We start from the raw sequence: 14,304 nt of genomic DNA, 5'->3' as shown, positions 1-14,304 counted from the left end.
AGAAATTACTGGAGTATATTAATGAATGATGCATTAAAAACATATTCAATAGGTATAGGTTGGTTCTTACTTAGTTTAGTAAGTAGTAGTGCTAACGATGTAATGTCTAAATATTTAGGAACTAGATTGCACAGTTTTGAAGTAGCTTTTTTCCGTTTTTTCTTCAGTAGCATAGTTTTATTACCTTTCGTTGCTTATTATGGTAAAAATACCTTAAAAACAAGTCGTCCTTTTGTTCATATTTTAAGAGGATTATTATTGTTTTTCGGTATGACTTCATGGACTTACGGCTTAAGTATTGCACCTGTTACTACTGCGACTGTTATAAGTTTTTCTATCCCACTATTTACTTTAATACTTGCCATATTTTTTCTTAATGAGAACATCATTTGGCAAAGATGGGTAGTAACAATAGTAGGATTTGTTGGGCTGGTGATTACACTTAAACCTCATGCTGAAGATTTTAACCCTGAAATACTCTATTTTATTTTAACCGCTATTTCATTTGCCATGCTTGATATTATAAATAAAAAATTTGTGGTAAAAGAATCTATGATTAGTATGCTATTTTATTCAGCAATAGTAACTGCTGTGGTGTCGATACCTGCTGCTGCTAACTACTGGCTTACTCCAACTCTTTTTGAATTAGCGTTGTTATTTATCTTAGGCAGTAGCGGGAGTTTAATATTATTCTTGCTACTTAAAGCTTTTTCTATGGTAGATGCTACCGCTACCGCTCCTTATAGATATTTAGAGCTTGTGATTTCGGCAATAGCCGCATATTTCATATTTAACGAGTTTCCAGACAAAAGTACATTGCACGGGGCAGTAATCATAATTCCAGCAACTTTATTTATAATATATTCTGAAAAAAAAAAGCCATGAGCAAAAAAATATGAATCGAAAAAAAATAGTATTTTCAAGCGGCATAGCCAACACTTTTGAATGGTATGATTATGTACTATTCGGTTACTTTGCACCGATAATCGGAACTAAGTTTTTCCCAAATGATGATGCTAATACTTCTTTATTGCATGCTTTTTTAGTCTTTGCTATAGGGTATTTGGCAAGACCACTTGGAGGCATATTTTTCGGTGTTATCGGTGATAAATTTGGTAGAAAAGCAGCTTTAACTGGTGCTTTATTCTGCATGTCTGCCCCAACTGTATTAATCGGAATATTACCGACCTACCATACTATCGGTATCACTGCCACTATATCAATGATTGTTGTGAGAATCTTACAAGGGCTGTCAATGGGCGGAGCTTTAACCAGTTCTATCTCATTTGTTATTGAGCATACTCATCCAAAGCATCGAGGCTTTACTGGCAGTATTTCAATGTCTAGCATATGTGCCGGTTTACTGCTTGGTTCTTTTGTTTCTTATATCGTCAAGAATATCTTAAACGCTGAACAGTTTGATAGTTTCGGCTGGAGGATACCTTTTTTACTTGGTTTCTTTATTCTTTTTGTAGCTTTTTATATTAAGAACCATACGCATGAAACGCCAAATTTTAAAAATTTAAAAGAACAGAAAAAGATACAGAATTCGCCGCTAAAAAAAGTTATTACTAAGCACTGGTTTGATATATTGATTTCGATTTTTATTAATGCTCCAGGTTCGATAATATTCTATTTGCATGCAATTTATTTAGTGTCATTCTTAAAAATCAGTCGTAACTTTACTGAAAATGAAGTAAACAGCCTAGCAAGCGTATGTTATGTAATTATGATAGCTATAACATTACTTAGCGGTTATTTATCCGATGTTATAGGTCGCAGGAAAATTTTTGTAATTAACCTTGTAGTGATTATTATAGCAACTCCATTTCTACTTAATAATTTTGAAACAGGTAATTTCACCGGCGTAATTATTTCACAATTTATACTCGCAGTACTTGCTGCTAGCTATATTGGTCCTGAGCCAGCTTTGCAGGCAGAATTTTATCCTACTGAAATACGTAACACTGCACTCTCGCTTTCATATAACACTGCTACAACTATATTTGGTGGTACTACTCCACTTGTTTTTGAGTATCTAGTACAAAAAACAGGTCAAGTTACTTCTGCAGTTTATTATATTATTTTAAGCTGCATTCTTGCATTGATAGCATTATTCTTTTACAAAAACCGTACATAAATATACTCGTTTTATTTGAAAAATTGGCTAAATAATCTTTTACAAGCCTATCTTGGACAGTAAAAATTCAGAAGATGCTGCTATTCACTTTGAAGAATTCTATATTTTTAAAGAGGTTGATATGTGTGGTGAAGCCTTTGGATAGTAGAGGAATAATATAACAAATTCCAAATTTTTCTTGATTTAATAATAAATATGTGGCAAAAAGAGTTTGGAATAAAATTCTAAGCTCTATAAACATTTCTAAAAAGATTTATAAAGCTTAAGCTACTATAGCTCAGGGGTAGAGCACTTCATTGGTAATGAAGAGGTCGGGGGTTCAATTCCCCCTAGTAGCACCACAAAATCCTCTTAGTACTGATTATTAAATTGCAATGGTTTTTATCGTAATTGCATGGAGTTTTTTATTTAATACCTCAGATAGAGCATTTTTTACTAGTTTATGTTGATTAATTAAAGTAAGTCCTTTAAACTGTATATCTGATAATTCTAATGCATAATGGTCTTGATCACCTACTAAATCGGTAATTTTAATTACACCATTTGGAAAAGATTTTTTAAGTATTTTTTCTAATTCTTCTGCAGATATTGCCATTATTTTATTAATTACTATATTATCTATAGAGTTCTATTGATAATAATGATTCTTGCGAATATATAATTAATACTAAAATAATATATTACAGTAACATGAAAAAAGAAAGCGAAGAACTAAAATTATTTATTTTAGAATGTCTAAATGAAAAGAAAGCAGAAGATATCGATGTAATTGACTTGAGTGGTAAAAATAAGATAGCTGATTATATTATATTTGCTAACGGCAGGTCAACTAAGAATGTTGGAGCAATAGCTGAATATGTGGCATTAGAGTTAAAAAATAAAGCCGGTATAAGCACTAATATAGAGGGGCTTGGTAAATCAGAATGGGTACTAATAGATGCAGGTACTATTTTGGTTAATATCTTTTACCCTGAAGCAAGAACACATTTTAAACTTGAAGAAATTTGGAAAAAATAAATATTTTTAAATGAACGATCACATACTTATTAATGTTATAATTTTACTTGGTACTGCAGTCTTTATCGTGGCTATACTTAAGCGATTTAAGTTAAGTCCGGTACTTGGCTATTTGATTGCTGGGGCTGCAATTGGTGACCATGGTCTGAAAATTGTAACGTATGACCAGACTAAGTTACTCGGCGAACTTGGTGTAGTATTTCTATTATTTGCGATAGGGCTTGAGTTATCTTTCGAGCGATTAAAAGCTATGAGACGGTATGTTTTTGGGCTTGGTACTTTACAGGTTTTAACAACTGCCATAGTAATTGCCGGTGCGATGGTGCTTATAGACGGCAATAGTAGTGCTGCTATTATTACTGGAGGCGGGCTTGCACTTTCATCTACCGCCCTTGTTATGCAGGTCATTGAGGAAAATCGTAGCCAATCAACACAAATCGGTAGAATTTCTTTAGCAATCTTACTACTTCAAGATTTAGCTGTAGTACCTTTACTTGTAATAGTGCCACTGCTTAGCGGTAATAGTCAGGCTTCTCTTGCAACAGCACTTGGTATTGCATTTTTAAAAGCCATTGCTGCTTTACTTACTATATTTGTTGCTGGTCGTGTTTTACTTCGTCCAATATTTTCATTTATTTCTTCCGAAAGTAATAGTGCTAATGAGCTACCTATTTCAATGACTTTGTTAATAGTGCTTTCTGCTGCTTGGGCTACTGAAACTTTTGGCTTATCGCTAGCACTTGGAGCATTCGTTGCTGGAGTATTAGTTGCTGAAACTGAATTTAGACTACAAGCAGAAGAAAGCATTTACCCTTTCAAAAGTTTATTCTTAGGGCTATTCTTCATGACTGTCGGTATGAATATCGACGCACTTGAAATGTATGAAAAACTATCTCATATCCTTACTTTATCTATTGCTTTAATAGGTATTAAAACCTTGATAATAACAGCTTTTTGTATTTTATTTGGGTTTAATAAGGGTGTTGCTTTTTATTCAGGTCTTTTATTATCGCAGGGCGGGGAATTTGCTTTCATATTATTTAGCTTAGGCAAAGAAAGTGGTGTTTTAGAAGAAAGTAGTGCTAACATATTATTGCTTGTTGTTACCTTTACTATGGCACTTACACCGCTACTTGCAGCATTAGGACGAAAGATTGCTGAAAAAGTCGATAAAGGTCTTGGCAAAACCCCAACTCAAATTATAGAGCTTGGGGCAAGAGATTTGACAAATCATATTATTATTGCGGGGCTTGGTAATATCGGTAAAATGGTCGCAAGGGTTTTAGAAGCTGAAGGAACAAGCTATGTAATATTAGATTTAGACGAAGATAGAGTTAAGGAAGGGTTAACAGACGGTTTTCCAGTTTTTAAAGGTGATGTATCACAGGCAGATACTCTAAAAGCCCTTGGTACAGATAGGGCTCTTGCTATCATACTTACTATGAATAATCAAGTAACTATAAAGAAATCGCTTAAAACAATTACCGCTAACTATCCTGATATGCAAGTTATCGTGAAGTTAAAAAGCCTTAAAAATTCTAGAGAGTTCTATGATTTAGGGGCAACAACTATTATCCCTGAAAGCTATGAAACAGGTCTTCAAATTGGTGGTACTGTTTTAAAATTCATAGACATCAGCGAGCAAGAAATTAATAGAATAAAAGTACAATTTAGGCTTGGTAATTATATAGTAGCAAAGAAAGAGGATAGCTTATCAGAAGTAGAGTATAATGATTAAAATTCTCATTGCTTTAATTGCAATAATACTATCAACTACAATTAATGCCGATAATAAAAAGTTACCTATTCCGAGATTTGTGTCAATAAAATCTAATGAAGTTAATGCACGAAGCGGTCCGACAACTAAAGCAGCAATAGAGTGGTTTTTTGTTAAAAAAGGTGAACCAGTAGAAATAATTGCCGAATATGAACAGTGGCGACAAGTGCGTGATATTCATGGAGAAAGTGGTTGGATACATTCAAGCGTCTTATCAGGTAGAAGATCAGTAATTATTATTGCTGATCAAGAGATCGAATTACTTAAATATGCAAATATAGAGAGTAGAGTAATAGCAAAATTAATGCCTAAAGTTCGCTGTGGCTTAAAAAAATGCAAAGAACAATTTTGCCAAATTACCTGCAAAAATTACACTGGTTGGGTACTTAAAAAAGACCTTTGGGGGGTGTATGATGATAAGGATAGGTATTAAATGAAGACCGAATTACCCGAACGCTCTTTGCATATTAGAGGTAGGCTTGATTTTATAAAATCGATGTCATCCCGTGGCGGCATTGCGGAGTCAATCATAATTTTTGTGTAAATTGTTAAAAATCATTTTCTAATAATTCATATTTAAAATTTCCACATAGTATCTCAAATTGATTCAAAGCAAGAGACCATTCTTTAATAGGCATGGTCCACTTTTTTGCAGCATGTTTAAGAGCTAAGTAGACAATTTTTGTGATAGATTTATCATCTGGGAAAACCCCTTTATTTTTGATAATTTTACGGATTTGTCTATTTACCGATTCTATCGTATTGGTAGTATAGATTACCTTTCTAATCTCTTTAGGGAACGCAAAGAAAGGTACTATACCACTCCAATTACGTATCCATATATCAGAAATAACTGGGTATTTACTATCCCATTTTTTAGCAAACTCTTCTAATGCTAAATTAGCCATATTCTCATTATTTGCTGTATAGATTTGTTTTAAGTCAGCTGCTACTTCTTTAAGATTTTTGTAAGAAATGTACTTTAAAGAATTACGTACCATATGTACTATACAAAGTTGTACTATGGTATTTGGGAAAACACTGTTTATTGCATCTCTAAAACCTTTAAGACCGTCAACACATGCTACATAAATTTGTTCTACACCTCGGTTCTTTAATTCGCTTACAACCTGCATCCAAAACTTTGAACCCTCATTCTTGCTAATCCAAATACCCAAAAGCTCTTTCTTGCCTTCTATATTTATACCAATAACAAGGTAAACAGCCTTATTTATAACTATATTATTATCTCTTGCTTTTACCATGATGCAATCTAAATATACAATTGGGTATATTCTATCTAATGCTCGGGCTTGCCATCTTATTACCTCTTCCATAACTCCATCTGTAATAGTCGAGATAAGCTCCTTAGATACTTCTGTATGATACATTTCCTCTAAATGGGATTGAATCTCACTCATGGTCATACCTCTTGCATAAAGTGAAATAACGCTATCATCAAATCCAGTGAATCTCTACTCCCTTAGGAATTAATTGAGGCTCAAAACTATTGTCTCTATCTCTTGGAATATCAAGTACTATCTTTTGACCACTGTCATCTATTACTGTCTTTTCGCTCCTACCATTACGACGATTGCTATCTTGCTTTGATGCCTTGCTATGCCTCGAATAACCTAATTCATGACTTAGCTCGTCCTCTAGTATTCTCTCTACTAACCTCTTCTTTAATTGCTGAAACAATCCATCCTTTCCAAATAACTCTTTAGGATTAGATTGGGATAATATTTCCTCTACTAACTTAGTATTTATATCTGCACTTCTAACACCAGCTTCTATTTTCTTAGCCATATTTTTTACCTTTGTTCTAGTTGTATTTTAACAGTATTTCTTTCTCTGTTGCTTTACAACTTACACAAAATATATGATAGACTCGCATTGCCAGCGTGGATCATTTCCCCCTGTCACCCCGTGGCTTGGGAACTAGATCCAGTAAAAACATAAAGACAATAAATTTCTAGAGTTAAAAGCTCGATTTATCTCGCTTTAGCCTTGATTCCCGCTTTCGCGGGAATGACATTGAGAGTAATTTTCGATTTACGCAATAATGCCTGCTGATCACGGGGGTGACACGGTAGGTGGCGTTTTCATCACCTGTAATACCTTAAACAACCCGCCCATTTCTTTCAGAGATATCAATCTATTTACTTGTCTCTCTATTAGCTCTGCTTGCTCGGGATCAAGTTTGTTTTGCAGTGTTTGCTTGCGTAGTAAAATCCCATTTTCTATTAAGAAATCATGTTGTAAGATTGTATCTATTATATTTATCTTGCTATTTTGAGCTACTGTTTTGAGTACATAAAAATCTACATGAGCTGATAAATCTGCCTCCCCTAAATTCTCAATTATTGGGCAATATTTATGATTTTTTATAGCTTGCAAGGTTGAGTTATATTGATATCTAGTTCTAATATTTGGGTTTATATCATAACCGTAATCTATTATAAGACCGCTTCCGCCCAATTCTTTTATATGCTCGGATATAAATTTCATAATCTCTATAGATTTATAGGACTCTTCAAGCACTGCTCCGTCTTTCGCATCTAAATGTGTCTTCTGTAAATATTCTTGTAATTGTTTACTAACAGCTATTTTATCATACTTGATTTTCTCATCTACCGGCTGCACTACAAATATTCTTTCATACCATGATTCTTTTACTTTGATATATTGCTTTATCGGCATAGTATCAAAGAACTCATTAGCTATTATTAGAGCGGGTTTTTTGGGGATATCTTCTATAGATGCGTACCAATTAATCGGTAAATCAAAGTTTTGTAGATTAGATTTTTGGTGAATAATAAAATTTTCATTGATATCAATTAAGTTGATCGATAAAGCGTTATAAAATTCTGGAACTAATTTTGCTGTACGTAATAAGTCCCGCATTAATAACCCTCTGCCAGGACCAAGCTCGACTATGCTAAGATTTTTAGGGCTACCAATTCTTTGCCATTCTTTTATACACCATAAACCGATAATCTCACCAAATAGCTGCGAAACTTCAGGAGCGGTAATAAAGTCCCCTTCTTCTGCCAAGGATTTCGTTTGCCTATAATAAGAAGTCGGGCTTACATGTAAAACTTCCTGCATAAGACGATCACAAGTGATATAGCCACTTTGCTCAATTATTTCCCTTATTCTGTGATCGATCGACATTCTGCCTTTATTATTAAATAACTACCTAAAAGTAACAGCGGCATCGATAAAATTTGCCCCATAGTTAAACTATCAAAAATAAAACCGATTTGCACATCCGGCTCTCTAAATACTTCAATAACTATTCTAAAAAGAGAATAAAACATTAAAAACAGACCTGAGTTTAAACCTTCTTTCTTAATTGTATTACGCTTAAATACAGCATAAGCCAAAATACAAAATAACACTAACCCTTCAAAGAAAGCTTCATATAATTGACTAGGGTGACGCAAGTTTAAATCGCTATCTGGGAAAATTACACCAATAGATGAATTTGTAATACGCCCATATAACTCACCATTAATAAAATTAGCAATTCTACCGAAAAATAAGCCAATCGGTACTACTGGAGCAATAATATCGGTAAGACTTAAGAAATTAAGTTTATGTCGTTTGCAAAATATATAAGCAGTGATAATGACTCCTATAGCACCACCGTGAAAGGACATTCCGCCCTCATATGTTTTTAAAATCTCTATTGGATTTGAAAAATATTTATAAGGATTATATAATAGAATATAGCCAAGTCTGCCTCCAACTATTATCCCAATAATAGCGTATGTAACAAACTCTTCTAAATTTTTCTTGGTGATTTGTGTAGGAAATTTTTCTATAATTTTACTTGCATAAAACCAACCAAATAAAATTCCAACTACATATGAAAGAGAGTACCAAGATACGGCTAGCGGTCCTATAGAGAAAATAATAGGATTAATATTCGGGAATGTCATAGTTAAAAAGTTATTTTGTTCTTTTTAGTTAAATTTATTGATAAAAATAAAATTTTTAGGAATAATAAAAATTTATTTATAATCATACATAATAATATGGTAAGTAAAATATGCAATATTTAATGGATTTATATCGTACATCAAGTACTGAAATAATAATGTTATTTGTTATGCTGGTATCTATTATACCTTTAGTATTTTTAATTAAAAAACTAATTTTTGTTCCAGTAAGAAATTATTTAACAAGACATCATTATGAATGATTATGAAAGAGTGTTGAAGAAATATCCGATATTTCGTTATTTACTACACTCTCTCTTAGGGATTTATTTCATATCTTGGGGAAATATCTTTCATCCAAGTTCTTTTAAAGCACATATATTACTTGGGATTAAAGATACTATAGTCATATTATATGTCAGTTTATCTTTCACTATGCTATTGCTAACCCTTATAGATGCTGGTGCTGACCTTTATCATAATAGAATTAAAACTTTTGCTAAAAAAGCTCCTTTAAGCTTATATTTTCAAATATTAAAAATATTTGTCATGATCATTTCGGCTATGATAACTATTTCTTATTTGCTAAATATTTCGTTTGGTGCCTTTCTAACAAGTTTAGGTGCTGCCGCTGCTCTTTTAACATTCATCTTTAAAGACACTATGCTTGGGTTAATTGTAAGTCTTCAACTAACCAGTCAAGATATTATCAATATAGGTGACTGGGTGCGTATTGGTGAAGTCGAAGGGACTGTAGAAAAAATTACTATTTCTGTAGTGATAATTAGAAATTTTGATCAATCTATTTCAACTATTCCTACTTCTAGTGTTTTAAGCTCCAACGTTATAAATTACAAAGGAGTCGATGAGGCAGGAGCAAGAAGAGTAAAAAGAGAATTTAATATAAATATGGCAACTATTAATTTTTGTGATTCTACTATTTTAACAAATCTCAAAAAATCTCCTTATCTATCAAAAGATGTAATCAATAAAATCACTCTTGATAAAGACGAAAAAGATCTAACAAATATCAAAATATTCAAATTATATGTTCAAGAATATCTAAAAAATAATCCTGCTATTTATACTGAAGGGTTTACTTTTTTAGTTAGACAACTTCAGCCAACTGTTAATGGTTTACCTATTGAAATATATATTTTCGTTAAAGAAACAAGTTTAATAGGATACGAAAAAGTTCAAGCCGATATTTTTGAACATATAATTTCCGTATTGCCTGAATTTAAATTAAAAATCTTCCAAAATGTCGGTATAGTGTAGGACATGTTAAGTTGTTGCATGGATTGAAAAACGTCCTCGATGTCATCTAGTTGCTTGACCACAATACCCAAAAAAATAATCTAATAGTAAGTGTAGATAGACGAAGTTTAATTTGGAAAAGAGTAATCGGTCCACAAGACGAGGAACGGAACGTATACTTAATACGTGAGTACCGCAGTACTTGTAGGACGACGTAGCCAATTTTTCAAATTAAACGAGTATATCCTTGATTATTTTATTTAAATCCTATAAAATTTAAAGCTCTAAAATATAAAAAATTAAGTACTTACTAATGAATAATAATATAGTTAATCTTGTAGCAGCCATTGTACTATCTTTAGGTATAATTTTTGGTTGGCAATATTTTATTGTAAAGCCGCAGCAGCAAAAGCAACAAGAACAAATAGCATTACAAAAAGCAAAGGATTTAAAGAAAAAAGAATCCGCACAATTAGAAGCTACACCTGTTATTGTTCAAGAAGCAAGTCAAGCACCACGTATTAAAATAGACTCAAATGCACTTTCTGGTTCTATTTCATTAAAAGGACTTAGATTTGATGATTTGATTTTGAAAAAATATAAGCAAGATTTATCTGAAAATAGCCCTGAAGTGGTATTATTTTCACCATCTGATACTAAAGATGCGTATTTTGCAGAAATAGGCTGGGTGAGTAATTTATCTAGTGTAAAGCTACCTAATAACGAAACTATATGGAATAGTGATAGTGAAATATTAACTCCTGAAAAACCAGTTAATTTATTTTGGGTTAATGAGGATGGGGTTAAATTTTTAGTAGCTATTACAGTAGATGAAAACTATTTATTTACTATAGAACAAACCATAGTCAATAACAGCAATCAAGAACTTCCTGTGCAATCTTACGGCTTAATAAATCGTAAATATACTGCTGTAGAAAAAGCCGTAAATATACTACATCAAGGTCCTATTGGGTGTATAGATGAAAATCTAAAAGAATATTCATATGATGATATTAAGGACAAAAAAAGTGAGAAATTTTCCGCAAGTAAAGTTGATTGGATAGGAATTACTGATAAATATTGGCTTACTTCTTTAATTCCTGATAAATCAAGTAATTATAGTTCAAACTTTAATTATGCAGTTAAACAAGAAGTAGAGCGATATCAAGTAGATTTTATTTCACCTGTACAAATAGTAAAACCAGGTGAGAATTTTTCTATTAAAGGAAGACTTTTTGCGGGAGCAAAGAAAGTAGATTTGCTAGACAAATACGAAAAGCAATATGACATTAAATTATTTGATAGAGCTATAGATTTCGGTTGGTTTTATATAATTACTAAGCCAGTTTTCTATGCTATGAACTTCTTTTATAAATATGTTGGTAATTTCGGTATCAGTATCTTAATAGTTACTGTTATTATTAAGTTATTGATGTTTACTTTGGCTAATAAATCCTATCGTTCAATGAAAAGAATGAAGAATTTACAGCCTGAAATTAATAGGATAAAAAATCTATACGGTGATGATAAAGCTCGTTTAAATCAAGAAATTATGGCTTTATATAAAAAGGAAAAAGTCAATCCCGTAGCTGGTTGTTTGCCTATAATTGTTCAAATACCGGTATTTTTCTCTATCTATAAAGTGCTTTATGTTACTATTGAAATGCGTCAAGCACCATTTTATGGCTGGATTAAAGACTTATCCGCTCCTGATCCTACTAGTATCTTTAACTTATTCGGGTTGTTGCATTTTTCTCTACCTTCATTCTTAATGATTGGTGCATGGCCTATCTTAATGGCTATTACTATGTTCCTGCAACAAAGAATGAGTCCTGAGCCTGCTGATCTGGTACAAGCTCAAGTAATGAAATTTATGCCTTTAGTTTTCCTAGTAATGTTTAGTAGTTTTCCAGCAGGTCTTTTAATATATTGGTCTTGGAATAATATTTTATCCATAATCCAACAATATTATATTAATAAGCTAGATAAATAAATGGAGTGTTTATAATATAATTGATGAAAATTGATGAAAATTTACCTAACTATTTGACGATTGCCCGAATAGCTGCAATTCCAGTTATTATACTAACATTTTATGTTAATAGCCCTCTTGCCCGCATACTTGGAGCTTTACTATTTGTGCTAGCTAGTATTACGGATTTTTTTGATGGTTATATTGCAAGAAAATATAACTTGGTTACAAGTTTTGGTAAAATGCTCGACCCTATTGCTGATAAATTATTAGTCGGCTGTGTTATTATAATGTTATTGAAGAAAAGTGATGTAGATGAAATTCCTTGTTTATTGATATTGGCAAGAGAGTTTTTAGTTAGCGGTCTTCGAGAATTTTTAGCATTAGTTAAAGTTAGTGTTCCTGTCTCAACACTTGCAAAAACTAAAACCTTTTTACAAATGTTTGCTTTATCAATATTAGTATTAGGCTCAAAAGGTTCTAATATTATCTATCTTGATTTAGTTGGAGAAATAATTTTATGGATTGCAGCTTTTTTAACAATCATAACTGGTTATTCTTACTTTAAAGCATGTAAGAAATATTTTTAATTTTTAGGTTCATTAAATATGCTTGCCGATAAAAAGATTGTAAAAGTAGAAGTAAGTAAAGAACATTTAAAAACTCTAAATGAAGCTTCAACTCTTTTAATAAGTTGCGTAGATTTTAGATTGATAGATGAAACAGACAAGTTAATGAAGCAATTAGGTTTAGAGGATGATTTCGATAAGGTATCACTTCCTGGAGCCTCGCTTGCTCTTGTTAATGAGAAATATACCCATTGGGGAAAGACTATAGAAGATACTATAGAAATTCTACAAGACTTACATAACATCAAGCAAATTATTTTCCTTGATCATCGTGAATGTGGGGCTTATAAAAAGCTTATAGCTGAAGAACGTTTAAGCACTAAAGAAAAAGAAACCGAAGCACATACGGAAATTTTAAATAAAGCCCGTAAGATAATCAAAGAAAAATTCCCACAACTAAAAGTTTACACATTCTTAATGGGTCTTGATGGCGTGATAGAACAGATTTATGAGAAGTGATTATAATGTCTAACTCTAATAAAAGATTAGATAAAAACTTTGACAAAGCTTTATTATGTCTTGAAGAGGAAAAATATGAAAGTGCAATAAAATATTTTGATAGAGTTTTAAATCTAGATCCGTTTTCAACCCCAGCATATAGTAATAAAGCTTTTGCTTTAAAACAACTTAGAAAATTTGAAAAAGCTTTAGAAACTTTGAATGCAGCTATAAAAATCGATCCTAAAATGTCAGACTGTTATGACAACAGAGGTATAGTTTTAAGTATTTTAGGTCGCTACGAGGAAGCAATAAAAAGTTATAACCAAGCTCTAAAACTTGATCCAATGGATGCTCTAACTTTTAATAATAAAGGATGGACTTTTAATAATTGGGAAAAATATAGAAAAGCACTTAGTATTTTAGATAAAGCTATTGAGCTTGATCCCACTGATATTAAAGCTTACGCTAATAAAGCAATATCTTTAGAAAAATTGGGTAAATTTGATGAAATAGTCCAGATGTATAATAAAGCACTGGAAATTAACTCTGATTGTCCTGAGCTATATTATGATAGAGCTAAAGCTTTAATTGATATAGATGAAAAAGAAAAAGCACTTTTTGATATTAATAAAGCGATTGAAACTAAACAACCCTCAGCTATAAGCTGAGGGGTTATAAAGTGGAATCGATTAGAAATCGATCATCATTCACAGGTTCACCTTCCTGTTCATCAATATAGTGTTGTATCATTTCATCAGTTATATTACCTGAACTGACTGCCATATAGCCCCTAGCCCACAAATGATTGCCCCAAAATTGTTTTCGTAAATGAGTAAATTCTTGCAATAAAATTCTTGAGCTAATGCCTTTTAAATACTGTACTAACTTGCTAAGAGATATTTGCGGCTTATATGAGATAAACATATGTACGTGATCACATGATATTTTCCCTGAAATTATATGTACTTCATGTTCCATACAAATCTGCCTCAGTAAATCTCTAGTCCTTTCCGATACTTTGCCTATCAATATTCTCTTCCTATATTTTGGTATCCATATAAGATGCACTTTTAAATCATACTGACTATGACTATTCTTTCTATAACTTCTCATATTTCTTGATA

At 32.0% G+C, this 14,304-nt stretch carries 12 protein-coding genes, 1 tRNA gene and 3 pseudogenes; 11 read left to right on the top strand and 5 right to left on the bottom strand.

The features are described from left to right. The first annotated feature begins 21 nt into the window (after window positions 1-21). The 3 genes from BA173_RS03155 (at window position 22) to BA173_RS03145 (ending at window position 2,481) form a co-directional block, all read left to right on the top strand. Window positions 22-885: a DMT family transporter gene (locus BA173_RS03155; protein WP_016948074.1), complete on the top strand. Its 864-nt coding sequence runs from the start codon at window positions 22-24 to the stop codon at window positions 883-885. 10 nt (window positions 886-895) lie between these two features. Next, window positions 896-2,140, top strand: coding sequence for an MFS transporter (locus BA173_RS03150; protein WP_016948073.1), 1,245 nt, complete (start codon window positions 896-898; stop codon window positions 2,138-2,140). A gap of 266 nt (window positions 2,141-2,406) precedes the next feature. Beyond that, window positions 2,407-2,481, top strand: a tRNA-Thr gene (locus tag BA173_RS03145). Window positions 2,482-2,504: 23 nt separating this feature from the next. On the opposite strand, the gene BA173_RS03140 is transcribed toward BA173_RS03145, so the two are convergent. Next, window positions 2,505-2,735, bottom strand: a complete 231-nt coding sequence (locus tag BA173_RS03140) for a BolA/IbaG family iron-sulfur metabolism protein (RefSeq protein ID WP_016948072.1) — start codon at window positions 2,733-2,735, stop codon at window positions 2,505-2,507. A 95-nt stretch (window positions 2,736-2,830) separates the two neighbouring features. Between BA173_RS03140 and rsfS the strand changes: the two genes are divergently transcribed. The 3 genes from rsfS to BA173_RS03125 are packed head-to-tail and all read left to right on the top strand — an operon-like array spanning window position 2,831 to window position 5,367. After that, window positions 2,831-3,157, top strand: coding sequence for a ribosome silencing factor (gene rsfS, locus BA173_RS03135; protein ID WP_011476714.1), 327 nt, complete (start codon window positions 2,831-2,833; stop codon window positions 3,155-3,157). Between the two features lie 10 nt (window positions 3,158-3,167). Beyond that, window positions 3,168-4,895, top strand: a complete 1,728-nt coding sequence (locus BA173_RS03130; RefSeq protein WP_016948071.1) for a monovalent cation:proton antiporter-2 (CPA2) family protein — start codon at window positions 3,168-3,170, stop codon at window positions 4,893-4,895. After that, a complete protein-coding gene (locus tag BA173_RS03125; RefSeq protein ID WP_016948070.1) occupies window positions 4,888-5,367 on the top strand; it encodes an SH3 domain-containing protein in 480 nt (159 codons plus the stop codon). Before BA173_RS03130 ends, BA173_RS03125 begins: the two co-directional genes overlap by 8 nt. Before the next feature lie 115 nt (window positions 5,368-5,482). On the opposite strand, the pseudogene BA173_RS03120 reads toward BA173_RS03125, so the two are convergent. The 3 genes and pseudogenes from BA173_RS03120 to lgt form a co-directional block, all read right to left on the bottom strand. Beyond that, window positions 5,483-6,743 (bottom strand): annotated as a pseudogene (locus tag BA173_RS03120) (IS256 family transposase). Window positions 6,744-7,010: 267 nt separating this feature from the next. After that, window positions 7,011-8,111 (bottom strand): class I SAM-dependent methyltransferase, encoded by a 1,101-nt coding sequence (locus BA173_RS03115; protein WP_016948068.1) that lies wholly within the window; start codon window positions 8,109-8,111, stop codon window positions 7,011-7,013. Then, window positions 8,090-8,881, bottom strand: coding sequence for a prolipoprotein diacylglyceryl transferase (lgt, locus tag BA173_RS03110; protein ID WP_016948067.1), 792 nt, complete (start codon window positions 8,879-8,881; stop codon window positions 8,090-8,092). Before lgt ends, BA173_RS03115 begins: the two co-directional genes overlap by 22 nt. A gap of 110 nt (window positions 8,882-8,991) precedes the next feature. Here lgt and BA173_RS03105 point away from each other — a divergent pair. The 5 genes and pseudogenes from BA173_RS03105 to BA173_RS03080 all read left to right on the top strand — a co-directional run bounded on the left by BA173_RS03105 (window position 8,992) and on the right by BA173_RS03080 (window position 13,848). Then, a pseudogene (locus BA173_RS03105) lies at window positions 8,992-10,159 on the top strand (mechanosensitive ion channel family protein). 292 nt (window positions 10,160-10,451) lie between these two features. After that, complete coding sequence (yidC, locus tag BA173_RS03095) at window positions 10,452-12,131, top strand: membrane protein insertase YidC (protein WP_016948066.1); 1,680 nt, start codon at window positions 10,452-10,454, stop codon at window positions 12,129-12,131. Between the two features lie 23 nt (window positions 12,132-12,154). Then, window positions 12,155-12,700, top strand: coding sequence for a CDP-diacylglycerol--glycerol-3-phosphate 3-phosphatidyltransferase (gene pgsA, locus BA173_RS03090; protein WP_016948065.1), 546 nt, complete (start codon window positions 12,155-12,157; stop codon window positions 12,698-12,700). 15 nt (window positions 12,701-12,715) lie between these two features. After that, a pseudogene (locus BA173_RS03085) lies at window positions 12,716-13,198 on the top strand (carbonic anhydrase); the annotation flags it as partial. 5 nt (window positions 13,199-13,203) lie between these two features. Next, window positions 13,204-13,848 (top strand): tetratricopeptide repeat protein, encoded by a 645-nt coding sequence (locus BA173_RS03080; protein ID WP_016948063.1) that lies wholly within the window; start codon window positions 13,204-13,206, stop codon window positions 13,846-13,848. Between the two features lie 4 nt (window positions 13,849-13,852). Here BA173_RS03080 and tnpA read toward each other — a convergent pair whose 3' ends face one another. Beyond that, window positions 13,853-14,293, bottom strand: a complete 441-nt coding sequence (tnpA, locus tag BA173_RS03075; protein ID WP_095568239.1) for an IS200/IS605 family transposase — start codon at window positions 14,291-14,293, stop codon at window positions 13,853-13,855. Window positions 14,294-14,304 lie beyond the last annotated feature (11 nt).

Origin of the sequence: Rickettsia sp. MEAM1 (Bemisia tabaci), assembly GCF_002285905.1 — a bacterium.
GTDB lineage: Bacteria > Pseudomonadota > Alphaproteobacteria > Rickettsiales > Rickettsiaceae > Rickettsia.
The sequence above is the reverse complement of the archived record's forward strand: the minus strand, read 5'-3'. Positions and strand labels throughout refer to the sequence as shown.

Excerpts from the sequence above, each read along its gene's own strand:
- BA173_RS03080 (WP_016948063.1), top strand. The coding sequence starts at position 13,204 with ATGTCTAACTCTAATAAAAGATTAGATAAAAACTTTGACAAAGCTTTA.
- BA173_RS03140 (WP_016948072.1), bottom strand. The coding sequence starts at position 2,735 with ATGGCAATATCTGCAGAAGAATTAGAAAAAATACTTAAAAAATCTTTT.
- pgsA (WP_016948065.1), top strand. The coding sequence starts at position 12,155 with ATGAAAATTGATGAAAATTTACCTAACTATTTGACGATTGCCCGAATA.
- rsfS (WP_011476714.1), top strand. The coding sequence starts at position 2,831 with ATGAAAAAAGAAAGCGAAGAACTAAAATTATTTATTTTAGAATGTCTA.
- BA173_RS03155 (WP_016948074.1), top strand. The coding sequence starts at position 22 with ATGAATGATGCATTAAAAACATATTCAATAGGTATAGGTTGGTTCTTA.
- yidC (WP_016948066.1), top strand. The coding sequence starts at position 10,452 with ATGAATAATAATATAGTTAATCTTGTAGCAGCCATTGTACTATCTTTA.
- BA173_RS03130 (WP_016948071.1), top strand. The coding sequence starts at position 3,168 with ATGAACGATCACATACTTATTAATGTTATAATTTTACTTGGTACTGCA.
- BA173_RS03125 (WP_016948070.1), top strand. The coding sequence starts at position 4,888 with ATGATTAAAATTCTCATTGCTTTAATTGCAATAATACTATCAACTACA.
- lgt (WP_016948067.1), bottom strand. The coding sequence starts at position 8,881 with ATGACATTCCCGAATATTAATCCTATTATTTTCTCTATAGGACCGCTA.
- BA173_RS03115 (WP_016948068.1), bottom strand. The coding sequence starts at position 8,111 with ATGTCGATCGATCACAGAATAAGGGAAATAATTGAGCAAAGTGGCTAT.
- tnpA (WP_095568239.1), bottom strand. The coding sequence starts at position 14,293 with ATGAGAAGTTATAGAAAGAATAGTCATAGTCAGTATGATTTAAAAGTG.
- BA173_RS03150 (WP_016948073.1), top strand. The coding sequence starts at position 896 with ATGAATCGAAAAAAAATAGTATTTTCAAGCGGCATAGCCAACACTTTT.